The sequence below is a fragment of the Phragmitibacter flavus genome (assembly GCF_005780165.1).
Taxonomy (GTDB): domain Bacteria; phylum Verrucomicrobiota; class Verrucomicrobiia; order Verrucomicrobiales; family Verrucomicrobiaceae; genus Phragmitibacter; species Phragmitibacter flavus.
In genome coordinates this window covers 20,418-46,778 of the sequence record NZ_VAUV01000024.1, presented here as the reverse complement: position 1 = coordinate 46,778, position 26,361 = coordinate 20,418, and the positions used below count along the sequence as shown (strand labels likewise).

Annotated in this window: 24 protein-coding genes; 14 read left to right on the top strand and 10 right to left on the bottom strand. The window is 57.3% G+C overall.

Annotated features, from left to right (window positions below; genetic code table 11):
* Window positions 1-11 precede the first annotated feature (11 nt).
* Both FEM03_RS22530 and FEM03_RS22525 read right to left on the bottom strand, forming a co-directional pair.
* Window positions 12-3,023 (bottom strand): PAS domain S-box protein, encoded by a 3,012-nt coding sequence (locus FEM03_RS22530; RefSeq protein WP_138088577.1) that lies wholly within the window; start codon window positions 3,021-3,023, stop codon window positions 12-14.
* Between the two features lie 159 nt (window positions 3,024-3,182).
* Window positions 3,183-3,623 (bottom strand): 23S rRNA (pseudouridine(1915)-N(3))-methyltransferase RlmH, encoded by a 441-nt coding sequence (locus tag FEM03_RS22525; protein ID WP_138088576.1) that lies wholly within the window; start codon window positions 3,621-3,623, stop codon window positions 3,183-3,185.
* Between the two features lie 116 nt (window positions 3,624-3,739).
* On the opposite strand from FEM03_RS22525, the gene FEM03_RS22520 reads away from it, so the two are divergent.
* A complete protein-coding gene (locus FEM03_RS22520; RefSeq protein WP_138088575.1) occupies window positions 3,740-4,549 on the top strand; it encodes a hypothetical protein in 810 nt (269 codons plus the stop codon).
* 42 nt (window positions 4,550-4,591) lie between these two features.
* Here the strand turns inward: FEM03_RS22520 and FEM03_RS22515 are convergent, their stop codons facing one another.
* Together FEM03_RS22515 and FEM03_RS22510 are read right to left on the bottom strand one after the other, a co-directional pair.
* Complete coding sequence (locus FEM03_RS22515) at window positions 4,592-5,278, bottom strand: hypothetical protein (protein WP_138088574.1); 687 nt, start codon at window positions 5,276-5,278, stop codon at window positions 4,592-4,594.
* Window positions 5,279-5,341: 63 nt separating this feature from the next.
* A complete protein-coding gene (locus FEM03_RS22510; protein WP_138088573.1) occupies window positions 5,342-6,748 on the bottom strand; it encodes a hypothetical protein in 1,407 nt (468 codons plus the stop codon).
* 157 nt (window positions 6,749-6,905) lie between these two features.
* On the opposite strand from FEM03_RS22510, the gene rimO reads away from it, so the two are divergent.
* From rimO to FEM03_RS22475, 7 genes are all read left to right on the top strand, one after another.
* Window positions 6,906-8,264 (top strand): 30S ribosomal protein S12 methylthiotransferase RimO, encoded by a 1,359-nt coding sequence (gene rimO / locus FEM03_RS22505; protein WP_138088572.1) that lies wholly within the window; start codon window positions 6,906-6,908, stop codon window positions 8,262-8,264.
* Between the two features lie 62 nt (window positions 8,265-8,326).
* A complete protein-coding gene (locus FEM03_RS22500) occupies window positions 8,327-9,328 on the top strand; it encodes a lysylphosphatidylglycerol synthase transmembrane domain-containing protein (protein WP_138088571.1) in 1,002 nt (333 codons plus the stop codon).
* Window positions 9,329-9,346: 18 nt separating this feature from the next.
* Window positions 9,347-10,219 (top strand): patatin-like phospholipase family protein, encoded by an 873-nt coding sequence (locus tag FEM03_RS22495; protein WP_166443078.1) that lies wholly within the window; start codon window positions 9,347-9,349, stop codon window positions 10,217-10,219.
* Between the two features lie 71 nt (window positions 10,220-10,290).
* On the top strand, window positions 10,291-12,390 hold the full coding sequence (gene mrdA, locus FEM03_RS22490; protein WP_138088569.1) for a penicillin-binding protein 2: 2,100 nt from the start codon (window positions 10,291-10,293) through the stop codon (window positions 12,388-12,390).
* A 41-nt stretch (window positions 12,391-12,431) separates the two neighbouring features.
* Window positions 12,432-12,857 (top strand): DUF6941 family protein, encoded by a 426-nt coding sequence (locus FEM03_RS22485; RefSeq protein ID WP_138088568.1) that lies wholly within the window; start codon window positions 12,432-12,434, stop codon window positions 12,855-12,857.
* A gap of 70 nt (window positions 12,858-12,927) precedes the next feature.
* A complete protein-coding gene (locus FEM03_RS22480) occupies window positions 12,928-13,407 on the top strand; it encodes an acetolactate synthase (RefSeq protein WP_138088567.1) in 480 nt (159 codons plus the stop codon).
* A 48-nt stretch (window positions 13,408-13,455) separates the two neighbouring features.
* The gene (locus tag FEM03_RS22475; RefSeq protein WP_138088566.1) at window positions 13,456-14,103 is read left to right on the top strand and encodes a PDZ domain-containing protein; all 648 of its coding nucleotides are present in this window, start codon (window positions 13,456-13,458) and stop codon (window positions 14,101-14,103) included.
* Between the two features lie 5 nt (window positions 14,104-14,108).
* Here FEM03_RS22475 and FEM03_RS22470 read toward each other — a convergent pair whose 3' ends face one another.
* Both FEM03_RS22470 and FEM03_RS22465 read right to left on the bottom strand, forming a co-directional pair.
* Window positions 14,109-14,405: a Smr/MutS family protein gene (locus tag FEM03_RS22470; protein WP_138088565.1), complete on the bottom strand. Its 297-nt coding sequence runs from the start codon at window positions 14,403-14,405 to the stop codon at window positions 14,109-14,111.
* Between the two features lie 3 nt (window positions 14,406-14,408).
* Window positions 14,409-15,191, bottom strand: coding sequence for a hypothetical protein (locus FEM03_RS22465; RefSeq protein WP_138088564.1), 783 nt, complete (start codon window positions 15,189-15,191; stop codon window positions 14,409-14,411).
* A 233-nt stretch (window positions 15,192-15,424) separates the two neighbouring features.
* On the opposite strand from FEM03_RS22465, the gene FEM03_RS22460 reads away from it, so the two are divergent.
* The 4 genes from FEM03_RS22460 to FEM03_RS22445 all read left to right on the top strand — a co-directional run bounded on the left by FEM03_RS22460 (window position 15,425) and on the right by FEM03_RS22445 (window position 19,099).
* Entirely contained in the window at window positions 15,425-16,615 is a 1,191-nt protein-coding gene (locus tag FEM03_RS22460) for an outer membrane protein assembly factor BamB family protein (RefSeq protein WP_166443077.1), read from the top strand.
* A gap of 73 nt (window positions 16,616-16,688) precedes the next feature.
* Window positions 16,689-18,056, top strand: coding sequence for a coproporphyrinogen-III oxidase family protein (locus FEM03_RS22455; protein ID WP_138088562.1), 1,368 nt, complete (start codon window positions 16,689-16,691; stop codon window positions 18,054-18,056).
* 12 nt (window positions 18,057-18,068) lie between these two features.
* The gene (locus FEM03_RS22450) at window positions 18,069-18,617 is read left to right on the top strand and encodes a hypothetical protein (protein ID WP_138088561.1); all 549 of its coding nucleotides are present in this window, start codon (window positions 18,069-18,071) and stop codon (window positions 18,615-18,617) included.
* 8 nt (window positions 18,618-18,625) lie between these two features.
* Window positions 18,626-19,099, top strand: coding sequence for a hypothetical protein (locus tag FEM03_RS22445; RefSeq protein WP_138088560.1), 474 nt, complete (start codon window positions 18,626-18,628; stop codon window positions 19,097-19,099).
* Here the strand turns inward: FEM03_RS22445 and FEM03_RS22440 are convergent.
* The 4 genes from FEM03_RS22440 to FEM03_RS22425 are packed head-to-tail and all read right to left on the bottom strand — an operon-like array spanning window position 19,089 to window position 24,190.
* Window positions 19,089-19,748 (bottom strand): C40 family peptidase, encoded by a 660-nt coding sequence (locus FEM03_RS22440; RefSeq protein WP_166443076.1) that lies wholly within the window; start codon window positions 19,746-19,748, stop codon window positions 19,089-19,091. The two genes, FEM03_RS22445 and FEM03_RS22440, sit on opposite strands and share 11 nt — an antisense overlap.
* Window positions 19,749-19,787: 39 nt before the next feature.
* Entirely contained in the window at window positions 19,788-21,962 is a 2,175-nt protein-coding gene (gene mdoH, locus FEM03_RS22435; RefSeq protein ID WP_138088558.1) for a glucans biosynthesis glucosyltransferase MdoH, read from the bottom strand.
* Window positions 21,963-21,965: 3 nt separating this feature from the next.
* Complete coding sequence (locus FEM03_RS22430; protein ID WP_166443075.1) at window positions 21,966-22,541, bottom strand: hypothetical protein; 576 nt, start codon at window positions 22,539-22,541, stop codon at window positions 21,966-21,968.
* 23 nt (window positions 22,542-22,564) lie between these two features.
* A complete protein-coding gene (locus FEM03_RS22425; protein WP_166443074.1) occupies window positions 22,565-24,190 on the bottom strand; it encodes an OpgD/OpgG family glucan biosynthesis protein in 1,626 nt (541 codons plus the stop codon).
* Between the two features lie 167 nt (window positions 24,191-24,357).
* On the opposite strand from FEM03_RS22425, the gene FEM03_RS22420 reads away from it, so the two are divergent.
* Window positions 24,358-25,497 (top strand): aldose epimerase family protein, encoded by a 1,140-nt coding sequence (locus tag FEM03_RS22420; protein ID WP_240772879.1) that lies wholly within the window; start codon window positions 24,358-24,360, stop codon window positions 25,495-25,497.
* On the top strand, window positions 25,494-26,339 hold the full coding sequence (locus FEM03_RS22415) for a PP2C family protein-serine/threonine phosphatase (RefSeq protein ID WP_166443073.1): 846 nt from the start codon (window positions 25,494-25,496) through the stop codon (window positions 26,337-26,339). Before FEM03_RS22420 ends, FEM03_RS22415 begins: the two co-directional genes overlap by 4 nt.
* Window positions 26,340-26,361: the final 22 nt, after the last annotated feature.

Genomic DNA, 26,361 nt, shown 5'->3' with positions numbered 1-26,361 from the left:
TGAGACCTTGGTTAAGCCCGCTTCACCGGAAACTGCAAAACCACCTCAGCCCCGCCATTCGCGCCATGGTTCATCTTGATCTCCCCACCCAACTGACCCGCAAAAACCCGTAAAATTTTCAGACCCATGCCTTCATGGTGATGATCATCAAAATCCGCCGCGAATCCAATGCCGTCGTCCACCACCGAAAGCGCCCCCATCTCCCCATTCCAATGCAATGCCACTTCCACCACGCCGATCCGATCCCCGGGAAACGCATGCTTGAACACGTTGGAAACCATCTCATTCAACGCCAGTGACAAGGGCAGCAACCACTTCTCCGGCACCTGCTTCTTCGACAAATCGATCTCCACATGCACCCGCCCCGCAGGCACATCAAAACACTCACGCAACCGCTCAATCAACCCCGCCACAAACGCCTTGAAATTCATCTCCTCGCCCGCCGCCATCCGCGACAAATGATGATGCAACGCCGCAATCGAGCCGATGCGATTCTGACTCGAACGCAACGCATGTCGTGCTTCTTCGTTGCGCAACGTGTTCAACTGCAGATTCAGCATCGAGTTGATGATCTGCAATTGATCCTTCACCCGCTGATGCGTCTCCCCAATCACCACCCGCTGCTGCTCCATCGCGTGATCCAGATCGACATCCACTTCTTCCGCATCCACCCCAACGGTCGCAGCCACTTTCTGCTTCTGCTTCAATTTCAACTGCACCGCCAGCGGCGAATCTCCCACTGCATTCAGAACAAATGAGCCAACACTTCGGCCGTGAACCTTGTGATAAAAAGTCCACTCGACCACCTTGCCGCCAAACGCCAGCGCATGGTGCTTCGCCAGATCCTGACAAAACCCCGTCGCGTCCGAGGGACGGAACAACAAATGCAAACCACGACCGAGAATCTCTTCCTTCGCAAACCCAAAAATCTCAGTCGCCTCCTCCGTCCAAGAGGCCACGCGACCATGCGCATCGGTCGACAACAACTCCACCTGCTCCGACTCCAGCGACTCTTCTTCCTCATCCTCCATCTCCTGAAATCGATCCACCAGCATCAGCGGGTGACGAAATTCCGCAGCCGCCTTCTCAACAGGAATTCGAACTTGTGGCTCAGCTTGAACCTGCGCCTCCGCCTTCTCTTCCGTCTCAGTCTTCGCCTTCGACTTCGACTCCAATTCCTGCATGAAGTGCACCGTAAACAACGCACGACGCTCCACATCCATCACCAGTGCCACCCGCATCGCCACCTTCGCCACCGACCCATTCGCGAGCGGCAACAACGCCTCCAATTCGCCCGAAGACGCATCACACAAATTCATCCCCTCCAGCACCTCCGCCCGTCGCTTCACGGATGCCTCATCCATCCACTGATTCAGACGCATCCGACGCAACTCCGCCCGCGGATGCCCGAGCAGCACTTCTGCCGCCGGGTTCGCATCAAACACCGCCCCACTGCGATCCGTCAACACCACCGGCAACGGATTCTCATGCACCAAGGTGCGGAACTTCGCCTCGGTCGACCTCAACATTTCCTCACCCCGACGCATCTCCGTCACATCCTGCAACATCAGCATCATCCCCCCGCCCGGCAACGCCACCGGACGAATCTCAATGTCCTTCAACAAATCGTCCATCGAAACCAGCGTCAGCACCTGCACCAGTTGACGCCTCCAGATGTCTTCCTGCCAGCGCCGCGCCACCTCCCGGGCGTGCACCGCATCGCGACAACCCAAAATCAACCACTCATCCACCCTTTGCCCCTCCATCACCTCGCGACCCAGCAAATGCCGCAAGCGTGCATTTTGAAAAATCAGCCGCCCCTTCTCATCCAGCACCAGCAAACCACAAGGCGCCAGATCCAACACTGACCGCAGCCGGCTCTCCCTCTGCCGTGAAAGCTTCTCTGCATCCGCCGCTTCCGCCAGCCGACGCTGAATCTCCATCGCCTCACCCCGCGCTTCCATCAAAGGCGCTTCAGCAGCCGAAATCGAAAGCGAAAGCGGCACCTGCACCGGGGGCAACATCGGCACCCCCTCAAGTCCCACCACCAGCGCCACCGCTGCCTGCCCCTCTTTCGGCTCACCCATCGGCGTAAACAACCAATGCGCCGGCACCTCGCTCGTTGCCTCCTCATCCGTCGAAAGCGAAGTGCGGATCACCTCCTGCGCCCGTCCCTCCGCCAGCACCGATTGCAGCACTTGCTCGACCCGCTCCCGCAAAGCCCCCTGCCCGCTGCGCTCGCCCAGCACCTCCCAAAAACTCGTCACCCCCTCCTCCAAACCCTTCGGCAGCAAAAAGGTCGAAGCCCCGCAGCTGGCCCGCAAAATTCTCCCGTTCACATCCACCGCCAGCATCGGCAACCTCCCCATCCACATCGCTTCCATCCCGTCCGTGGCGGCTCCACTTTCATTCAGCGATGGCGTTGAATTGGTCGTCGAAGCCGTCGCTTCATCCGGCAAGGGAGCCTGCAATCGCGAACACGAAATCATGATCCCGCCAATGCGCGTATCCGCGTTTCTCCATGGACGCACCTCCCATCGATACACCATTGGCCGGCCATTCTGCATCATCGCATCCCGATCACACTTCACCACCTGACCCTGCAACGCCCTCTCATACACATGACGCCAGCCCGGATGCAGCATCGGAAACAGTTCGTAATGACTGCGCCCCACCAACTCCACCTCCGCCAGCTTAAAATCCTCCACCCAACGACTGTTCGCCAGCAAATAGCGCATCTCCAGATCAAACATCGCCATCGCCACCGGCACATTGTCCAGCAACAACCGAAAATGTTCCATTCCCACACTCTCAATGGCCGATTCCACCCTCTTGGGAGCCACCAGTCCCTTTGCCAGATCACCGTGCGCCGGTCCGACAATCGAAAACGGTGAAACCACCCCACCACTCCCTCCACCCAGTTTGCTAAATGGAGAAGCAACTTCTTGCGAACGATCTGGAGTTTGAGACACCGATCCTGCTTCGAGAATTTGTTTCAAAAAAGAAGGGGACGGTGAAGACATAACAGCAAATTGTTAAAATTTCTCATCCATGAATAATCTTCTTGAGAAGATTCTCAAGTTAGAAATGTATGGAAGACTGAAATTTATTAAAATAATCTTTCCGTAATTTCCATACTTTGCAATGTGAAAATCATAGTAATTGTGGAAAAAAGCAGCGGGTTATGCTCGATGGTAAGGATCACCCCTAAGCATTCCGTAGGCGCGATACAATTGTTCATAAAACAAAACCAGCGCCATCTCGTGCTGCAACGTCATCTTTGACAAACGCCAGCATTCGTCCGCTTCCGACCTCAGCGATTCATCATGTCCATCCGCTCCACCAATCAACACACTCACTCGTTTTAACGAAGCATTTTCCTGTTTCTGCACCCAGCCCGACAGCTCCACACTGGTCAAATCCCTGCCTCTCTCATCCAACACCACCCGCCACGAACCTTTCGACGCCTCCAGCGCCCGCTGCGCCACCTGGGCCGGCGTTCCCTCCTTCAGAACCACCATCTCCACCTGCGCCATGCGTGTCAGCCGACGCGCATAGTCCTCCAAACCCGCCTTCGCCCAAGTCAAAGCTGGTTTGCCTACCGTGATCACCTGCCATTTCATATTTGATTAATCAATTAAACCTTCCTTCGCGCGATCCAATGCTACGCAAAAATTAGATGAGGTTGCATCATGTGCCTTCACCTCTACACTCCGGCAACAAGCCACCTTTTGCATCCATGGTCCACGCAAAAACCCTGATCCCTCGAGTTCTCGTGCTCATCATTGCTGCCCTCTTCAGCAGCATCTCGACCAGCGCCCCCGCCGCGACAAAGAAAGCCAGGATCAAAACAGGCATCGCCGTTCCCTACGCCTCCGACCACGCCCGCTCGCCCTACACCCGCCCTGCCAAGCTGGTCAAACTCGACGGTGCCCGCCCGGGTGACACCATTATCTGCCCCTACACCAAGCGTCCCTTCATCGTTCCCGGCCAGCGCGACGCCCTCAACAATGCCCAATTGCCGACCCAGGCTCCCTCCAAACCGGTCGCCAAATCCAAAATTAAACCCAAACCTAAAGCCACCACTTCCAAGCCGGTCACCAAACCCCAGCTCGTCAAAAAACAGCTCCCGTCTCCTGCTGCTGCCGCTGCTGCTCCTACTCCCGATCCTGCTCCTGCTCCTCTGGAATCTGCGCCCTCACCCACTCCCGCCCTGCTGAATCCAACCGAACCGGCCCCCTCGGTCGACGCCACTCCATCCGCACCCAATCCCATCATGTCCGAGCCTGAAACAACTCCTACCTCACAGACAACAGCAGCCACGCCCCCCACGTCCACACCTTCGATTCCGCCCATTCCCTACGCCGAAAACATTCCCGGCCAGCCCGGCTTTGTTCGCAGCCCGTTCGCTCAACCTCATCAACTCGTTGATGTCGTCGGTCTCACCCCAGGCTCCGAAGTGAAATGCCCTTACAGCGGCAGAATCTTCCGCGTGCCCTCCATCGACCGCACCTCCCCTCCTGTCCCACCGACGCCCTCCAATCCCTGACTAGAAAACTTGCCTCAATTGGTCCCCTCCTGAAGAGGAAGTTTACTCCTGATTGGTCCCCGTGCCGCCCCCAGCGCCGCCGTTGTTGCCATTGCCACCATTCCCGGTTTGTGGATTGCCATTCACATGCCCCGCCGCTGTTAGAGCCTCGATCACCGCATCCACCGCCGCGGCCGAATCCAGATTTTCCTGCACCGCCTTGTTGGTGTAAGCCTCGTCAATTCGGGCCGTCAACTGACTCGCCCCCGCCACGCCAATCGACATCCCGGTGCCAATGAAAGGCAAATCCTGCTCACTGTCAGCGCTCACCGCATACCCCACCATCTTTTCCGCCACCTTGATCTTCCCGCTCAAGTTGCGCGATTCCACGTCAAATTCCTTGGTCGCCGTGCCCAGCGCATAAAACACTGTCGTGCTCACCTCGTTGGCCGCCGTCGCACTCAAAACCATCTTCTGCGACTCCCCCTTCACCGCCACAAACAATTCCCCAAACCCTTCATAAGCAAAATATTGCCTTACATTCCCCGTCGTTAGCGTCAGCACCAACGAGCCTGCCCCACCCTCCATCGGTGCGACGTAATACCCATTCTGGTAAGGCCGGTAATTGATGCTCTCTCCAATCTCCTCAAACGTCAGTCGGTAAACCACCACTTGTGCCTGCGCTTTGCCAGTCGCAATGGCCATCAAAGCCAGCCCCAAAAACAGTAAACGGCGAGAAAAAATCATCATATCGAATACACTAGAACCTCAACTTCTCACCACAGTTGCAAACAAATTTCCCCAGCGCTGTTTTCATCGCCTCCTCAAGAGTTCATTTAGTGGCGCGTATAATTTCCTATGGTAAGCCTTGTATTCTTCACCCCAAAGATAAAACAAGCCAAGATCACCAAATTCAAATCTCGCCATCATTGGCCTGCCAAAATCACCACCATCATCCTTGCCATTACTGCACACACTGTAAAGCCGCTTCTTCTCCAAGTTCCATCGTAGCGGTGCCCCATCGTAAGGATCTAAAGGGACTTTCGGTAAATACTCCGGAACCAATTTCTCTAGGTCCACAGGCAATTTCCCTTTTTCAAGCTCATGTCTCCGCAATGCGATGATGACAGGCATCGCCGTAGACCAAAACTGTCCCCTAATACCTCGATCCACTACTAAATTCAACGAGCCTGCTCGATCATGAGCAGTATGATCTCCAAAGAAATTTAAACTTAGGAACCTCGCCGGATATGGCCTCCATTCACGCCGAGCGTAATTGTGCCTAATAGCGGCCTTCGAAAGTGTCGACGTATCCTTCGAAGCTGAAACTAGCAACGGCCTTTGAAATTCAATGTAGATGTTAAGTGATCGATTAACATCAATCAGCCACTTGGCAGACCTAATCCTTCTCCGTTTCAAGCCCGCAGCTAAATACTCATCCCAATTGTTCAATATCTTTTTCGTTGTCAGATACTCCACTTGCAACATGTGCTTGGTTGCACTGAGACAGTCGCCTTCCAACCGCGACATTTTTGCCTGCAAATCCGTCAGCACCATCCCATCATTCCTACTCGCGATAAGAACTTCTTCCATGCAAGAAACCCCAATTGACTTCACCGTGCTCGACACCAGAAAATCCATGCCATCCCCTTCTGCATGGAATAGAGCCTCTCCACTGGCTATGAGCGCGAGCGCCTTTTCCGCAGCTTCGCTCAGCCGTCCATCCCTGACCAGGAGCACGATTCGGCAGCGATCCAAGTTGCAAACATCTTGCAGTTTTTGCCATCCTTCGAACTCCAAAGGTCGAGACACCAGCGCAGAATCCTGCAAACGCCAGCGCCACGAATCCCGGTCAGACTGAACCAGCTTGTCCCATGCGTTGAGCAAATTCTCGTTGCGCTTCAAATGTTCCCGCAACTCCGGTTCCGAACCCACCCGCAGCTCCTTTGCCTCCTCGGATAACAAGCCGACCCCCACCGCATTCGGTGCGTTTTTAACAAACTCCACCAGCGGATTATTCGGCCCACCTCCCTCGGTGAAAACGGGAATCATTTCCCCATCCTCCGGCGGCGGCGCGTCCGGCCAAAAAATCACCGCCAGTAAAATCAAAACCACCAACCCAATCAATCCTCCAACGCCATAAGCCAGCCATTTGACCAACCGCCTCGCTATCGAACTACGTCGAATCTCAGAAACACGGGAAACTGGGGGTGGTTGCATGAATCAACATGACAAAAAATCCCTGCCCAAGTCCAGCACATTTCTCCATGGGTCACCATCCTCCCCTCACATCTCGCTTCCCACTGACCGAATCCATGCTAAACTCCCTCCCCACCGAACCCACCCAAGCCCCGCTCACTCACCTTTTTCACCCATCATGACCAAAGTCGGACTCGTCAGCCTCGGCTGCGCCAAAAATCTCATCGATTCTGAAATCATGGTCGGCCACATCCAGCAGGCCGGCATGCAGATGACCCCCAAGTCCGACGACGCCGATGTCATGATCATCAACACCTGCTCGTTCATCGACATGGCCAAGAAGGAGTCCATCTCCAGCGTCCATGAAGCCATCGACGGACGCACCGACCGCAAAAAGAAAATCATCGTCGCCGGCTGCATGGCCCAGCGTTTCGCCCAGGAACTTCCCAGCCTGATGCCCGAAGTCGACGCCTTCATCGGCCTCGACCAACTCACCGAAGTCGGCACCATCGTCAACCGCCTCACCGGCCACGAACGCGCCGAAGACGAGTCGCCCGACAACCACGTCACCGAAAAACCCCAATACATCCCCGACTACGACACCCCGCGCTTCCGCCTCACTCCCTCGCACTACGCCTACATCAAAATCGCCGAAGGCTGCAACCACCCCTGCTCCTTCTGCATCATCCCCAAAATCCGCGGCAAACACCGCTCCCGCACCCAGGAAAGCGTCGTCAAGGAAGCCCGCGCTCTCGTCGCCTCCGGCATCAAGGAAATCAACCTCATCTCCCAGGACATCACTTATTTCGGCATGGACAAATGGGAAGGCCAGCGCCCCAACCCGCGCAGCCCCGTCGACAGCTCGCGCGGCGAAAGCCTCGCCACCCTTATCCGCGAACTCAATACCATTGAGGGCGACTTCTGGATCCGCCTCCTCTACACCCACCCCGCCCACTGGAGCGATGACCTCATCGCCGCCATCGCTGAATCCGACAAGGTCGTCAAATACGTCGACATCCCCCTCCAGCACATCAGCGACCACATGCTCACCCTCATGCGCCGCGAAACCAACGGCGACTACATCCGCGACCTCATCCGCCGCATGCGCGCCGGCATCCCCGGCATCGCCATCCGCACCACCTTCATCGTCGGCTTTCCCAACGAAACCGAGGAAGACTTTAAAGAACTCCTCGACTTCATCGACGAATTCAAATTCGAACGCGCCGGCGTCTTCAACTACTCCCGCGAAGAAGGCACCCGCGCCAACAAAATGGAAGGCCACGTCCACCACGCCACCCGCAAACGCCGCTGGAACGAAGCCATGAGCCACCTGCAGGTCCGCGCCGAAGAATTCAACCAGTCCCAAGTTGGAAAAACCGTCCGCGTCCTCGTTGAAAAACCCGGCGAAGCGCGCACCTACATGGACGCTCCTGACATCGATGGCATGGTTTTTGTTGATCCCACCATCCCCGTCGGAACTTTCGCCGATGTCACCATCGCCGACTGGCGCGGTTACGACCTCGTTGCCAAAAGGTAATCGCCTTCGCCAACTGACCTGGCCAAGTTTATCCTTTAGTCTTCATCCTTTAGCCTTTTAGCATGCCCCGCCGCCACTGGATGCTTCTCTTGCGCCTCGCTTGTGGCGGTGCCCTGCTCTGGTGGGCTCTGCGACGTGCTGAGTTCGCCAGCCTGCCCAGTCTCCAAAACACCACCATTCACTTCGGCTGGCTGTTGCTCGCCATGCTTTTTGGCGGCCTCGCCGTTTTAGGATGGGCCATGCGCTGGCGCGCCTTCGTGCAGATGAACGGCATGGCTCTCAGCTTCCGTGAGTCGATCCGGCTGACGATGTTTGCCGATTTTTTTAACTTCTACTTCCTCGGTCCTCTCGGTGCCGACGGCATCCGTGCCGTGTTCCTCAACCGCCAGTTCCCCAATCAAAAACTGCGCATCGCCCAATCCATCCTGCTCGATCACGGCGTTGGACTGATGGCCGGCACCATTCTTTACATCTTGTTTACCCGACCTCAAACGGCCTGGCTCACCTCCAACAACAGCATGGTCCCCGGCATCGCCCTCGTCGCCACCGACATCATCCTGGGCATCATGGGCCTCCTCACCCTCAGCGCCTTTACCGCGATCTGCTTCCCTTCGATCTGGAACCACATCAACAGCAAACCCTTCCTCCGTCGCATCACCTTTCCGCTCCGACCGTTCCTTCATCTTCAGCCCCACCGCAACGCCATCTACCGCGCCCAGATCGTTTCCATCCTCAGCATTCTCTCCGGCTATGCCGCCTACTGGTGTTCCAGCCACGCCGTTGCCCAACCCATCCCCCCGCTGCAAATGCTCGCCATCATGCCCATGGTGGACGCCATCGCCGCCATTCCCATCACCATCAGCGGACTTGGCGTGCGCGAAAACCTTTTTGTCGAACTGCTCGGACACACCCTACCCATGGGAGCCCAGGGGGCCGTCACCGTCTCCCTGCTCGGATTCGCCGTCACCGGCATCTGGGGACTCGTCGGAGGCATCTGGCTTGGCCTGCATCGAATCCGTTCTGGAACACAATCTGCATCCACCAGCGTCACCCAGCAGACCTAAATGACATCCAACCCGGACATGAGCGCCCGATCATCCCACCCAGGCACCGGCATCGCCGTTGCCCTCAGTTCCTCCTTCTATGGATTTTACGCCCATTCCGCCTTCATGGGCGCGCTTCATGAAGCCGGCATCTTTCCCGACCAGATTGCCGGCACCTCTTCCGGAGCCTTCACCGCCGCCATCTGTGGCATGGGCCTGCAAGGTCGCGAAATCGAAAACTTCACCCTCCGCCCCGGTTTGCGCCGGTCCTTCATTGATTGGGCCGCACCGCTGCGCTTTCCCGGCGTCGCCAGCAGCCTCTACAGCTCCGGCATCCTCTCTGGCAACAACGCCGTCAAATACCTCCGCGAACAATTGCAAAGCGCCCGCCTCGAAAACTTCCAGTCTCCACGCATCCAGATCGCCGTCACCAACCTGACCAAACGCGAAAGCCGCCTCATCACCGAAGGCGACGCCGCCGAATGGGTCATCGCCAGCTGCTCGATCCCCGGCCTCTTCTGCAATCGCGTCATCAACGGCGAACGCTGGTGCGACGGCGGTGTCGCCCTCCATGTTCCCTTCGACCACTGGATCGACGACCCCTCCATCCACACCATCGTCATTCACAACATCGACCACACCCCCGGCACCGAACTCGTCATGCAGTGGCCCACCCTTTCCTCCGGCTTCGCCGCCTGCCACGAAACCATCTCCAAGGAAACCACCGATCTCCGCCTGCGCCTCGCCCGCATGCACGGCAAGAACCTCATCATCGCCCGCAGCGAAACTGCCCACCCCAAACTCTTCCCCCACAAACAGCGCGAATCCCTCTTCGAAGTCGGACGTGCCACCGGCAGGGACATCGCCAAAACCCTCCATTCCCGGCAAAGCACCCCCCTCGCCAGCCGCTAGCCCTTCCGCGTGAACCTCATTGACGGAACCCCCCTTTCAAGCCACACTGGCACCTTCCCCTAACTACCGTCATGCCTTTTTCCGTGCGCTTCTGGTCTCTCCTTTCCTCACTCGCCCTGATTTTGGCGTCTGGAGGGATTCCAGTCTCAGCGCAACAGTCCGCCGCCCTCCGAGCCCTTCCCGCCGACGATTCAGACTCCGACACCAGCCTCGACGTTCCGACCGCCAAACGGGAACTTTCTGCCGGCTGGAAAACCCAAACCCAGGCCCGCGCCCTCAGCCTCATCATCCCCGCGCCACGTGGTCAGATCGTCGACCGCAATGGCATTCCTCTTGCCCAAACTCGCGTCGCCCAATATCTCGCCCTCAGCTACCCCTTCCTTGGAAAAGACGCCACCGACACCGAAATCGTCTCCTTCGCCCACGAACGCATTCTCAAAGCCAACCGCCTGCTAGGAAAAAACTGGAACATCACCGGCGATAAACTCCTCAATCACTACAAAAACCGTCGCTGGCTCCCCCTCGTCTTCTCCCTCAACGACGGCATCAACGAAGAAATCAGCGAAGAGCAACAGGCCCTCCTCAAACCTCTTACCCAACCAGGCAGCGGCCTCCTCCTTCAAGCCGCCTACCTGCGCTTCTACCCCAAAGGCGCCAGCGCCCCCCACATGCTCGGCTACGTCGGCAAAAGCCGCCCGCTCCCCGTCACCCCCGCCCAGGATGGCGACCCCATCTTTGAAGAAACCGAAGGCAAAAGCGGCCTCGAACAAAGCTTTGATCGCGACCTCCAGGGCACGCCCGGCATGGTCAGCGTCCTCTTCGATGCCGACGGCGGCAAAATCGACGAACAAACCGTTCGCCGTCCCAAACCCGGCAACAACGTGGTCACCACGCTCGACTACCACATGCAGTCCTATGCCGAGACCGCCCTCGCCAAACACACCAAAGGCGGCGCCATGGTCGTCATGGACGTGCGCACCGGCGACGTCCTCGCCATGGCCTCCTATCCTCTCTACGATCCCAACATGTGGGTCCCCGGCATCACCAGCGAAAACTTCCGCGCCCTCAACGAAGACAAACGCACCCCCCTCTACGCCCGCGCTTTCCAGGGCGAATACCCTCCCGCCTCCACCTTCAAAATCATCGTCTCCCTTGCCGCACTCGAGACCGGCAAAATCACCGCCAAAAGCGCCTACGACTGCAGCACCGCCCTTCGAATCGGCGACCGCGTCTTCCACAACCACACCAAAAATCCCGAAGGCTACATGAACGTCGTGAGCGCCATCAAACGCTCCTGCAACACCTGGTTTTATCAGGCCGGACTCGCCGTGGGTGCCGATCCCATCACCGACATGGCCCAGCGCTTTGGCTTTGGCGAACGCACCGGCATCCCCGTTGGTGGCGAAACCGCCGGCTTCGTTCCCACCAACACCTGGATGATCGAACGCCTCGGCCACCGCATGCAGGGCGGCGATATCGCCAACCTCTCCATCGGCCAGGGCCGCACCCTCGTCACCCCATTGCAAACCGCCCAATCCATGGCCGCCGTCGCCGATGGTGTCAACATGCCACGTGCCCGCCTTGTTTCGCAAGTTCAGGACCCCAACGACCGCGTCCTGCAAGCCTTCCCACCGCAGGTCGCCCGTCAGGTCAACCTCCAACCCGCCGCCCGCGAAGCCGTCATCAAAGGCATGGTCGCCGTCTGCAACTCCCCCGGCGGCACCGGTCGAGCCGCCGCGCTCGACAAAAAATACAATTGCCAGGTTGCAGGCAAAACCGGCACCGCCCAGTGGAAACCCAACGAAGAACGCAACCTTGCGTGGTTCACCGGCTTCCTCCCCGCCAACGACCCCATCTACGCCTACGCCATCGTCTACGAAGGCCAGCCTTATGAATCCGTTTCCGGCGGTGGCAAAGCCGCCCCCATCGTCAAAGAAGTGTTCACCAAAGTCTACGACAACGCCCCGCCTGACGACCCACTCATCCTCCTCTCCCAAGCCGAAGAAGCCGCCAAGGCGATCCCCGTTTCCGAAGAAGACGAAGAAATTGAAGGCAGCGGCGGCATGGGCAACGATGGCGAAGCCGTCACTCCCATCAATGAAGCCGAGCCTGTCGACGAAGGTGAGAAACGCGGCATCGGTGGATTTTTTCGCAAGCTTTTTGGCCGCTAACTTGCTGACCGCTTCACCACTCAACCACCAAATCGCATCGCATGCAGTTGCAACTGATCACCCTTTGCGATTCCGCCGCCGACTACCAGGGCAAACTCTGCATCCTCGGCACCTTTGACACCCTCTGCGCCCGCGAATTTCCCGTCGCCCACCCGCAGTGTTCCCTCGCCCTGCGACTGCTCTTTTCCCCCCACGATGTCGGCCAGCACCAGCTCCGCATCGAGCTTAAAAACGAAGCAGGTCTCTCCATCATGCCCGCCTTCACCCCCATGATGGACGTCAACTTCCCCCCCGGTGCCATCCCTTTCGTCAGTCGCAATCTGGTCCTCAACCTCCAGCGACTGCACTTCGAAAAAGCCGGCGTTTATCACTTCGTCATCCACATCAACGGCGACGAACTCGCCACCCTTCCCCTCCGCGTCACCCGCTACGAAGAAATGCGCGGCTCCAACCAGCCTGCCGGGTAGCTCTTCCTCCTACTCCTACTCCTACTCCTACTCCTACTCGCCTTCATCCTTCCGCCTTTCTCCTTTCGATATGTCCTCGAAAACCTCTTTTGTCTCCTCCCTCAGCACCACCAACGCCCGCTCCCCCGTTCGGCAACTTTCCGTCTTTCTCCACAACCGCGTTGGTGCCTTCCTCACCCTCGTCAAACTCCTCAACGACCACCACATCGAAGTCCTCGGCTTCAGCCTGCAAGACTCCATCGACCTCACCCTCGTCCGTCTCATCGTTAGCGATCCGGAATCTGCCAAAGACCTGTTCGACGAACAAGGCCACTCCTGTGCGATAAAGACCGTGGTGGTCGTCGCCCTTGAAGAAGGCGCCCCCGACCTCTGCCAGGCCCTCGCCTCCCTCCTCGCCGCCGAAATCAACATCCACCACAGCTATCCCCTGCTCGTCCGCCATCAGGACAAGCCCCTCCTCGCCCTCTGCGTCGAAGACGGCGAAGTCGGCGAAGAAGCCCTCCGCAAAACCGGCTACCAAGTCCTCTGCCAAAACGACCTCAGTCGTTGATTGAAAACGTGGCAGCCGACACAGAAAGGCTCGAGTCCCAACCGTTCGATGAATCGCCCGCTGCTCTTCATCACCGTCACGCTCCTTGCCGTGATTTCCCTTGCAGCCATCTGGAAATTCCTGCCCAAAACCCTCGTCACCAGTTCCACCCTACTCTCCAAAAACACCAGTCCCCTATCGGAAACCCTGCAAAAACAAATTCATAAAACCCGCCAGCAACTCACCGGAGGCATCGGCATCGGCATCGTCGGCCACCCGGGTCGTTTTCCTGAAATTGTCGGCACCCTCTCCGGCTCACCTGCACAACTGGCTGGCCTGACCAACGGCGATCAGTTGATCGCCATCGATCAGGAATCCACGCTCGGCTACACCGACAAACAAGTCGTCGCAGCCAGCAGCGGCTGGCCCGGCACCCTGGTTGAGCTCACCATCAAAAAACCGGACGGCATCGAACAAATCGTCATCCTCGAACGCCAGGAATGGCAAGATCTCAACCGCGGCACGATGGCCCCATCGAGCACCTTCCAACTCGTTCCCACCCCGCTCGAAAAACCTTTGGGCGACTCAACACCGTTGTCATCCCCCCTCGACACCGATACCGACATCGCCGTCGAACCCCTTCTTCCGACCAGTCCCGTTCTCGTTCCTGACCCAGTCCTTCTGCCCAACCTGCAAGCTCCTCCGCTGTCCGACTAGTTTCCTCACCTCCTCAACCTCACCCAAGTCGCCCCCCAACCTCCGCTTCCCTGTCCGGCCGGCCAATGCCAGTCCGCCACTTCCTCCATCGTTTCCAGCAACCGATGCACCCCCACCCGTAAGGCTCCCGTGCCCTTGCCATGCACCACGCGCACCTCAAAAATTCCTCGCTTCCGACACTCCAAAAAATACTCCGGCAACAAGCTGCTCACCTCTGACGGCCTGAACGCATGCAGGTCCAGTTCGTTCGTGATCGGCCACTCGACCGGCTCATTCTCGTTTTCTGTAGCATCATCCGCCATCGTTCACTTCCCAGTTACCGGAGCCGCCATCCATTTCCCCGCTTCATCGCGGCTCAATTGCACCGCCTCAACCAAAGAAGTTCCCTTTTCATCCACTCGATAAGTCGCCACCACGAAACCAGGTTCAGCGTTCACAAGTGCCCGCGTCAAAACTGTTCGCTCCTCAGGAAAAGCCGCCAGCGCCTTGGTCAACTCTAGATCTCCCGCCGCGCGAAAATCCCCCGGCGCTTCCCAACGCGAAGACAGCGAAAATTCGTCCGTCTGCCCGCCGAAGTCCGCCCAGCTTCCCACATCCAATCCAGCAGTCACCGATCCAGGCGGCAACGGCGTCGGATCGACCAACCAGGCTTGTGGCGTCACCGACAACAAAGTCTCCAACACACTCCCTCTCAGTTGCTGTTCCCAAAACCCCCGCAGACCCGGTAGCCTTAACAAAGCTGGCCAGATCGATCCATTCGCCCCATCCCCGCCTTCACCAAGCACCCCATCCAGTTTCAATCCGGACGGCGTCATCCTCAGCAGCACCCCAAATCCATCCGGCACGTTGCGAAATTCTGGTGCCCCTTCCAACCAAACCTCCAATCCCTCTACCTCCTTCCCCCCTTTCTTCATCAACACCCGCTGCGCCTCCCAAAACCGCACCAGCACATGCCCCATCGACCCCAGCATCTTCATGTTCGCCTTGCCAATCACCACAGGCTCCTCCCTGCGCACCACCTCATCAACACCGTCAATTCCGATCGAAATCGCAATCGTCCTTAGATCAAAATCAATGTCCATCTCCATAACGCGTAAAAACCCATACGCCCACCATCATCATCAACGCAACGAATTTCCCCCATGGTCCGGCAACGAGAGTCGGACATGTCCTGCCCTTGCTCGCCTTGCAGAACGTGGCCCATTACTCAGCCTATCAACCACGCAACGCCATCCACTTCCCCCAAAGCCTGAACAATCCCCGGTCGCCAGACGTATCCTAAATGCTGCCAGGCTCGCGCCCAACCCATTCCTGCTCGCCCATGACCACCGTTCTTCTCGCCCTTCTTCTCATCACTTCATCACTCCTGCAATTGCAAGCCCAGGACCCTGCCGCTGCTGCTACTGCCACCGCGGCCGACACTGCCCCTAACCTCAACTGGCTCCACGCCCGCGGCAATGAGGCCATGACCGGACTCTCCCCCACCCAGCTCAATCTTCCTCTCGAACTCGTCTGGACCTTCACCACCGGCGACAAGGCCCGCAAAGAAGGCGTTCTCGCCACTCCCGTCGTAAAAGACGGCAAGGTCTACATCGGCGGCCAGTCCGGGCGTTTTTACTGCATCGACCTCGCCACCGGCAAAGAGGTCTGGAAAGTCGAAAAAGAATCTGCCTTTGAAGGCAACGCCGGCTTCTCTGGCAACCTCGTCATCGCCGGGTGTGTCGACAGCTTCGTTTATGCGTGGGACGCCACCACCGGCGAAGAAAAATGGAAATTCGAAACCCGTGGCGAGATCCACGCCGGCATCAATACCTGGAAAAACGCCGAAGGTAAGGAACACGTCCTCATCGGCAGCTACGACAATCTTCTCTACTGCCTCGACGCCGCCACCGGCACCAAACTCTGGGAATACGAAACCACCAACTACATCAACGGTGCCGCCGCCATCTACGAAGATAAGGTCGTCTTCGGCGGTTGCGACGGCATGCTTTACGTCATCGACATCGCCACCGGCAAAGAGGTCAAAACCATCGAAGTCGGCGCCTACATCGGCAACAACATCGCCGTCGACAAAGGCATCGCCTACATCACCCACTACGGCAACAAGGTCGCCGCCTTCGACTTCAACGACGGCACCAAACTCTGGGAATACGGCGAACGCGACTTCCCTTACTACGCAGCCGCGGCCGTCAGTGACGAATGGGTCGTCGCCGCCGGACGCGATAAACGCATTCGCAAACTCGAACGCGCCACCGGCAAGGAGGTCTGGGAGTTTCGCACTCGTGGCGACATCGACGGCTCCCCTCTCATCTGTGCCAACCAGCATGTGCTGTTCGGCAGCGGCGACGGCTACTTTTACGCACTTGATTTGTCCAATGGCGAAGAGAAATGGCGGTATGAAATTGGTGCCGATATCAAAGTCGCCCCCGCCGTCGCCGGAAACTTTATCCTTGTCGGAGCCGATGACGGCAATGTTTACTGCTTCAAGAACGTTCCCTCTCCTGCGCCTTAGATCATTTCAGATCACCCTACTGCCCGCTCCGAAAGTTTATCCTTGATCCTTTCGCCTTTATCCTTTCTCATCCATGTCTTCCACCGCTGATATCCCCATCACCCACCTTTCTGACTCCAAAAAAGGCCAGGAGAAACATCACGCCACTGAGGTCGGCAACTACTTCGTCGCCAACTACCCCCCGTTCTCCTTCTGGCAGAAAGAACAGGCCTTCGCCGTCGAAAAACTGCTCGACACCGCTCCTCCTGAAGACGTTCCCCTCGGCCTCTACTTCCACATTCCTTTCTGCCGCAAGCGCTGCCACTTCTGTTACTTCCGCGTCTACACCGACAAAAATGCCTCCGAAATCCGCCGCTACATTCACGCCGGCATGGAGGAGTTTGCCCGCTACGCCGCCCGCCCCTATCTCAAAGGCCGCAAACCTCACTTCGTTTATTTCGGCGGCGGCACCCCGTCCTATCTGAGCGTCCCCCAGCTTCGCGAACTCACCGACCGCATGAAAGACCTCATGCCATGGGATGAAGTCTCCGAAGTCGCCTTCGAAGCCGAGCCCGGCACCCTCAACCCCAACAAACTCGAAGCCATCCGCGACATCGGCGTCACCCGACTCAGCCTTGGCGTCGAGCATTTTGACGACCACGTCCTCGGCTCCAACGGACGCGCCCATCGCTCCGGTGAGATCGACCGCGCCTACGGCATCGCCCGCTCGCTCGGCTTCGAACACGTCAACATCGACCTCATCGCCGGCATGATGAATGACACCGACGAATTGTGGAAAGCCACCGTCGCCAAAGCCGTCGAGATGTCCCCTGACTGCGTCACCATTTATCAGATGGAGGTCCCCTACAACACCGGCATCTACAAACAGATGAAGGCCGATGGCAAGGAAACCGCACCCGTTGCCGACTGGGAAACCAAACGTGGCTGGGTCAACTACGCCTTCACCGAGTTCGAAAAAGCCGGTTACACCGTCACCAGCGCCTACACCGTCGTCAAAGACCCTGAACGCATCAAGTTCGTCTATCGCGACGCCCTCTGGGAAGGGGCCGACCTCCTGCCCATTGGCGTTGCCTCCTTCGGCCATCTTGGTGGCATCCACCTTCAAAACCAGGCCGAGATCGCCCCCTACATCGACACCATCGAACGCGGCGACAGCGCCATCTTCCGCGCCTACGCGACCAGTCCCGACGAACGCTTCATCCGCGAATTCATCCTCAAACTTAAGCTCGGCTCTGTCCGCCCCAGTTACTACCAGGCAAAATTCGGCGAAGACGTGCTGACCCGTTTTGCCCCCCAGCTTCAGTGGATCGAGAGCGAAGGCTTCGGCAAGGTCGATGCCGCCAACGACAAAATCGAACTCACCCGCGATGGACTTCTGCAAGTCGACCGGCTCCTTCACGAGTTCTTCTTGCCCCACCACCGCACCGCCCGTTACACCTAAGTCAAGAAAGCCATGTCCATCGCCCAGGCTGACATCCTTGCCCCGCTGCGGTTCTTCTACGGACTCGCCAGTCAGGACCTGCGCGTCACCTTCGTTGACCCCGGCGAAATCCCTCCCACCGAGAGAAGCTTGCTGGTTCACGAGAGCGACATGACCCCTACGCTCGCCGAACATCACGGCACTCCAATCGCGCTCGACGTTCACGCCCGGTCTGTTGTTGGCAGCAACTACCTCGTTCGCGCCGTTATCCTGCGCCGTGCTGATGATCAACAACCTGTTGAATTTGGTGCGATTGGCATTCATCTCGACGGTTTTGACGAAAGCATCCGGCAGTTCATCCTCGAAGGCCGCATCCCGCTTGGCGGGCTTCTGCAACAATACCACGTTCCCCATTCCAGTCATCCGAGCGGCTTCTTCCGCATCGAGATCGATCACCGTCTCGCCGACCTCCTCGGAGGTTTCGATGGCCAGCGTTGTTATGGTCGCTGCAATGAACTCCGCCATCCCGACGGATCCCCCATCGCCGAAGTTGTCGAAGTTCTTCCGTGCTGTCAGGTTTGAGCCATTCGATGAAGCGTTTCTTTGCCACGGTATTGTTCGTTGCCGTTAGTTCGTTGCTTATCGCCCAAGAGACGGTTTATGAACAAATTTTCCCTGATCGCTGGGCGCAGGAACTCCTCGTCCATCCACTCCGGGTCTCGTTCCATTTCGTCGACCCAAAAGGCACTATCCACCACGGTGAGCACCATTTCTCCGAATCCCCGCATTCCCTGAACGACGAACAATCCGACCTCGCTTCAAAGATGTTCAGCCAGTCCAGCGCCTTCACTTCGCAAGCGGACAAGAAACTCCTTCGACCTGATGCCCTGCTTCGTTTTGAAAACGAACAACAGACCATCGACCTGGTCTTCTCGCTCAAATCCAACGCTGTCGCTTGCTACCTCAACGGCGAGTTCAGTTCAACTGCTTCGTCGCCCGCCATTTCTCTCTCACCAGAATCAATTCAAACCATCCGCAGACTCTTCGAAGCTGTTAAATCTTAGGGATCGCCCCATACCCAAAGAACTCCGACTTGGCCGCACGCTGCGGCAGGGCAAAGTCAAATACACTCACGCCATTCCTGCGCTGTCCTTCATACGAACGCCCATCGCTTGCGCCAAACACCACCGCCTTGCCATCTTTCTTCCTTTTTCCCAGATACATCATCACATGCGAAATTGGCAACTCCCTTGGCGTGCTCGTCTCATAGGTCCCCGTCCAAAAAAGCAAATCCCCCGGCTTCAGCGCCTTGAATGGCGTCTCGTCCAGCGCGCCCACATTCTCGGTCCGATACAACACCCCGCGCCGCATCACCCAACGACAAATCTCATCGCTCTGACGCGGCACACTTTTAACTCCCGAATCCCTCAACAGGTAATAAATCGCCCCCGAGCAGTCCATGCCGCCCGCCTTCGGTTCCGCTGATCCGAACTGATACCGCAAGTTTAACTTCGTCAGATCCAATGCCTTGCGCACCAGCGACTGCAACTCAGGCGAATACCCTTCAAAGCCTGCCAGTTCCTCCGCCGTCATGGATGACACTGCTGCGGGTTTGACCGGCTCTTTCTCCACCTTGACCGTCTGCGCCACTACGCCCATCGGGACCGTCAAACCAGCCACCACTAAAATTCGAAACAGAAGACAGGGGGTCATGTCTTTATAATCGTCTGGCATCCGTCATCCGGACGCTACTCAAGTCGGTTGGGCCAGCAAATGCGCAAACGGATTGGGGGCAACCACGTTGTATTGGCGGATCGCCAGCTTCCAAAACTGCGACATCTGATCCTCCGACGAAGACCACAAATCATAATGCAGCTGCGTCACCGTATCCGGATCATACATCACCGCGCTCAACTCCCGCGCCGTCAATGCATTCGGCCCCTGGGTGATCAACTTGTGACTTAGATACTTGAAATACTCGCGCGAGTGATGCGGATTTTTGCGACGACGCAACAGGCTCACATGCAGACCGTTCACATACGGATCCAAACACGCCTGCACCAAACCAAACCGGTGCTCCAATTCCGGCTGCAACAACACCCGATCATTCACCTCCTCCAATCTCGCCTGCAACGATTGCAACACCGGCGGCGGATGGAGCTCTTCACGCGTCAAAAACAATCCAAAACGCTGAAAAGTGCGCGTGCTCGACGTGGTGATCGCGAACGGAATCGCGAGGATCATCGCCACCAACACCGGACTGATCCACAACAGAAAAGACTGCGAGATGAAGAACGCAATGATGGACCAGACCACCCCAATCAATGTCAAACTGCCAAAGGTCAGAATCGGTTCCCGCCAGTCAATTCCTGCTGCCAGCTTGCGCCGTTGCGCCACCCAGCTAACTCCCTGCCCGAGAATCGTCTTCACCACAAAACGACTGTGGAAAATCATCATGATTGGTGCCATCAACGAAAAGACAAAAGTATCCAGCAAACTGCTGAACGCCGTCAACAACCGCAACCGAAATGGCTTAAACAAACGCCCCGTCACCAGCTCATCCAGCACGATCAAGGTCTTCGGCATGAAGATGAACATCACCGTGATGCCCAGCAGCAACTGACCCGCAAACCCAGCCTGACTGCCCGTCACCCCCTGCTCTGATCCCGCCATGATCGTTCCCAGAATCAGGAACATCAGCCACAGCGGCGAACTCGCATAACTCATGATGCCGTTGAAGAAATTGATCCGGCTCATCGGATGCCAGCCCTTTGCAAACAACAACCAAAAGTGCTGCATGTTGCCCAGACACCAGCGTCGGTCACGCTTCAGGGTATCAATCAATGTCGGCGGACCCTCTTCATAACTGCCCTCATCCATCGGCAGCAAACGCACCGCATAACCTGCCTTGCGCATCAGCGCTGCTTCGACAAAGTCGTGGCTCATGATGTGCCCGCCAAACGGCACCTTCGTCGGCAAGGGTGGCAGCGCACAATATTCAATGAACGGAGCCAGACGGATGATCGCATTGTGTCCCCAAAAATTGGCTTCGCCACATTGCCAGTAACTCAATCCGGAAAGAAACGCCGGTCCATAAAGCGCCTGCGCAAACTGCATGACCCGACCCAGCAAGGTGTCAGCACCAATCTGTTTTGGAAACGTCTGCAAGATTCCCACCCCGGGATTCTTCTCCATGATGCGCACCAGATTCACCAGCAGCGGACCACTCATCACACTGTCCGCATCCAACACGATCATGTAGCGATACCGTTTGCCCCAACGACGACAGAAATCACTTACGTTTCCGCTTTTGCGATTGATCGGCGTGCGGCGTTTCCGATAAAAAATTCGCCCAAACGCATTCAACTGCCGACACAACTCCAGCCACGCTGTCTCCTCTTCGATCCACTTGTTCGTATCATCCGAATCGCTCAGCACGAAAAAGTCATAGTGCTCCAGCTTGCCCGTTTTTTGCAGGGAATTGTAAATCGCCCGCAGTCCCTCGAACACCCGAGTCACATCCTCGTTGTAAACCGGAATTATGATCGCGGTGGTCGCGTTCAATGGCTCGGCCAGATCGTCTTTCGTGATGGTGCGCAGCAAATCGAGCGTGTCCGGCTTCGGCCGGTTCATCAGCCAGATGCCAAACAGCGCCGTCCAGAATCCAACATTCAACTGATAATAAAGCGGCACAAAAACCAGCATGAGGCCGATCTCCGACCAGACCAGCCCGTCGTTCTGCAGCATCAGATACATCAGCCAGACACCGATCACGGTTCCGACGAAAACAAACGAGAAAAAAGTCGCACGCCGCATGCGCGACTGCGCGCTCGAAGGCAGCCCGGCCTGGGACACCAACGGCGTGGTGCGGGCCGCAGAGAAAGGCACCGGCGCTTCGGGTGGGGTCGAAGAAGTGGGGATGTTCATGCCTTATTTCGTCAACCAATACACAAACCACAACACCCCGACCACAAACACTGTCAGCGCGAGATAGCGCAAAAACGCCGCTGCATTGTTCTCAAAAGTGTCATCCGCCACATCATCAATCAGCCCAAGATCAATCGGACGCGGGGTCATCTTCGACACCTGCAAACGCGGACCCGATGTCCGGATTGCGGACCTCATCGCTTCCGCCATGTCCGGCGGCAGGTTTTCCCGATCAATGAAAAAGTGCGGCCAGCGGCTCGGTCCATCACAAAGATGAAACCCCAACCGACCCGATCCTTCCAGCTGCGCCTCGGTCAGTTCCATGCCTTCATAAATCTTGCCGAGCCACTCACGCAGCATTTCACGCGCCTGTTCAATGGCGTGTGAGGTCGGGGTGCGTTCAGGATTTTTTTGATGCGCTTCCGCCGCACGCCTCAACGTCTCAAGCACCAATTGCGTGCGTCGAATCCGGTTATGCAGACGATAACTGCGGAAGTAATCCGCCAGCCTGGCATAAGCTTCATTCCATTCATTTTCCGAGCCACTGCTGGGCGCGAAATGAATGGTAACAGCCTCCATCGGTTCGGAGGCAGATGCGGGATTCAACGTCGCCATTGGTAAGTCCATCGCTCCGACAAAGGTTTCCCGTCCTGCAAAAGTTCACAAGTCATTTCGAGCAATTTGGTGGATGGTGGAATGTCCAGCTTGAAGAAGGCGCGCCAGCCTCCGGTCTGCGGATTGAACATCACCCGCTTATCAATCATCTTCGCCTCACCCACGATATTAACCGCCTCTTCCGGCAGCCAATCCGCAGGCGTTCCTTCCTTCAAGGTCCCCTTGGTAAAATCGATCACAAACTCATAATCATTCGGCACGTCCATCGTCGCCACCCCTTCGCCCCAACGGGAATCGGTCACTTTGGCCAGGTTGTGCTCATGCTCCTTCAACCAGTGCAACTTATAGACAAACCGCGCGGGCTCCGTCGCAGTTGGCAAAAGATCCGGTTCCCAGAAGGACACGATGTTGTCCCAGGTCTCTTCGCCCGTTGCCAGCTCGATCAAATGCAGTTTGCCGCGTCCAAACCCTTCCACCGGCTCCACCCAAACCGACACCCGGTTGTGATAGTTTGCCTCAAGATCCTGATAGTGTTTGAAGTCGCGATCACGTTGAAGCAACCCAAATCCTTTGGCCGCCTCAAGGCTGAACACGCTGTGACGCATCTCGCGACCATTGTCCAAGGGACGCCACAATATCGGACCGTTGTGTTGTTCGATCAACAATCCATCGGAATCATGCACCTCAGGACGGAAATCCAGCGGTTTGGGATGTGTGTTCTCACCATACCAGAACATGCTCGAAAACGGCGCCAGCCCCAGCATCTTCACCACCTTGCGCATGAACAGGGAACTGCGCACCGTCATCACCGTCGTCTCCCCGGGCTGCACCTCGAAATGATAAGCTCCCGTCACACTCGGACCATTCAACAATGCGAGAAACTGGAAGGTCTTGTCTCCTTCCTTCGGCGTCAAAAACCAGAAGTGCGTGAAGTCAGGAAACTCTTCCGGTTCGCCACCAATGGTGTTGATCGCCACGCCACGCGCCGAGATGCCCCAGCCCAGCTTGGTCGTCACTGCGCGAAAGTAACTCGCCCCCTGAAAAGTCAAAAACTCCGGACGCTCCTTTTTCCCTTCCTCTGCCGACAGCAGCTTCCAACCACTGAATCCCACAGGATACTTGACTTCCGGACCCGGCTTCAGATCCCCATAACTAAAAAATTCCGGACCATTCTTCAGTGGCACTGGTTGTCCGTCTTCCATCTTAAACATGTCCACCGTCTTTTTGAACATCCAGCCCGGATGCGAAAACTCCACCCGGAATCCGTCACCATTGTCCTCAAACAGCGCCTTGTCTTTAAGGAACCGGATCTGCCGGTGCCCGTCATATTGCAATCCTCCGAAAAACGGGTCCAAAGTTATTTCTTGAGGCACAAACGCCTTGCTCGCCAGCTTGGAGGCATACGCTTCTAAATCAAGAAAGGTGCGGATTGGAGGCGGAGCGCCAGGATCGGCAACCACTGGTGCCGGAGCGGGAGCAGGTGCAGTAGCAGGTGCGGCGACTGCAGGCTTTTCTGCAGCTTCAACTGCCGGAGCTGCGGGCTCTTGAGCGTGCAGTGAAATAGTAGCAGCCAAAATCAGGGAACCAGCGGATAACAATCGGATCGAAAACATACAGCGATAAAGGATCGAACAAGCGGCCAAGCATGGACGCACTTTGTTCAACGTCAAGCAGCCACCCACATCACCCCACAAACTTCCTCCTCGCCAATCGTCGCCACTGCTGCTTGAATCTGTCGCGTCGTCCCCAACGCAAAATCGATTCCGCCCAACACTCCCTCATGAAATCCCAGCACCTCCAGACTGATCGCCGACTTGTCGCCGCCCTGCTGGCGTTGCCTCTTCTACTCCTCCTTTTCGTCCCACTACCTGCCATGGAAATCACCCAAGAATCCTGGGGCACCACCAAAAATGGTGAGCCCGTCACCCTCCACACCCTGCGCAACCCCAACGGCATGGAGGTGAAAATCACCAATTACGGCGGCATCATCGTCAGCCTCACCGCTCCCGACCACCAAGGCAAATTCGCCAACACCGTCCTCGGCTACCCCACCTTCAGCGAATACGAAGCCAACAACCCCTACTTCGGCTGCATCACCGGTCGTTACGCCAACCGCATCGCCAAGGGCAAGTTCACGCTCAACGGCACCGAATACCAGCTCGCCACCAACGATGGCCCCAATCATCTCCACGGGGGAAAATTCGGATTCGATAAAAAAATCTGGGCCGCCACGACCGAGAAGAACGATCAGTATGCCGCCCTGATTCTCACCTATACCAGTCCCGACGGAGAAGAAGGCTACCCCGGGGAACTAAAATGCACCGTGACCTATCGACTCCAACCTGACAACACCCTCACCATCGCGTATCATGCCACCACCGACAAACCCACGGTGATCAATCTGACCAATCATACCTATTTCAACCTCGCAGGACAGGGCCAGGGCGACATCCTGGACCACCAGCTGACCCTCTTCGCCAGCCGCTACACTCCAACCGACGACACCCAGATCCCCACCGGTCAGATCGCCCCGGTCAAAGGCACCCCGCTCGACTTCACCACGCCCCAGACGGTCGGCACCCGCATCAACGAACCAACGCCCGACCTTATCTCCGGCCTCGGTTATGATCACAATTTCATCCTCGACGACGCGTCGGAAATCAAAAAAGTTGCCCGTTTGAAAGACCCCAAGAGCGGTCGCGTTCTCGACATCCGCACCACCCTGCCCGCCGTGCAATTTTATTCCGGCAACCACCTCGGCAAAAACGGCGTGCCCCACCCCCATCGCAGCGGCCTCTGCCTTGAAACCCAGGACTATCCCGACAGCCCCAACCAGCCCGCCTTCCCCTCCACCACCCTCCTTCCCGGTGATGCCTACGATCACCGCACCGAATACCAATTTACCGCAGAAGCCCCGTGACCGAGCAACCCACCCAACCTCTCATTCCCACACCCATCGCTGAAGAACCGACCAACGGGCAACTCAACGTCACCTTCGTCACCGATCGCGATTTCGCCGGACGACAGCTCGTCGGTTCCCGCTCCAAACAGGAGGACTTTTACGCCTTCAGCGATGTGTCCGATCCCGGCGAGCCCGCGCTTACCCAACTGCTCGTCGGCCTGGGCGACGGACTCGGTGCCCACAGCGGCGGCAATCTTGCCAGCGCCCACCTCGTCACCGAATTCATCAAGGCCTACAAGTCGACCAAGCTCGCCGAATCCTGGCGCATGCGCATCGCCCTCGAACAGGCCAACGATCATCTCGACGAACTCTCCAAACGCTACGGGGGACTGCTCCCCATGGGCACCACCTTCATCGGCCTGCATATCACCCGCACGTTTTGCCAGTGGATCAGCGTCGGCGACTCCCCCCTGTTCATCTTTCGCAACGGCAAACTCGAACGCCTCAATGCCGACCACTCCCTCACCCCCATTCTTGAAGACCGCGTTCGCAACGGCGAAATCACCGAGGAAGAATCCCTCGCCCATCCCGACCGCCACATCCTCCAGTCCGCCTGCATGGGCCAGCCGCTCACCCTCGTCGACGCGCGCACCTACCCCTACGATCTCCACAGCGGCGACATCCTCCTCGCCGCCAGCGACGGCATCCTCACCCTCGGCACCAAGGAAATTGAAGAACTCCTCCTCAACGGCAGCCGCAACAGCGCCGCCAAACTCGCCAATTCCCTGCTTTTTGCCATCCGCTGCGTCGATCATCCCCGACAGGACAACGTCACCATTGCCCTGGTAAAAGTCCCCTAAAACCCAGCATCATCGAGCCGGG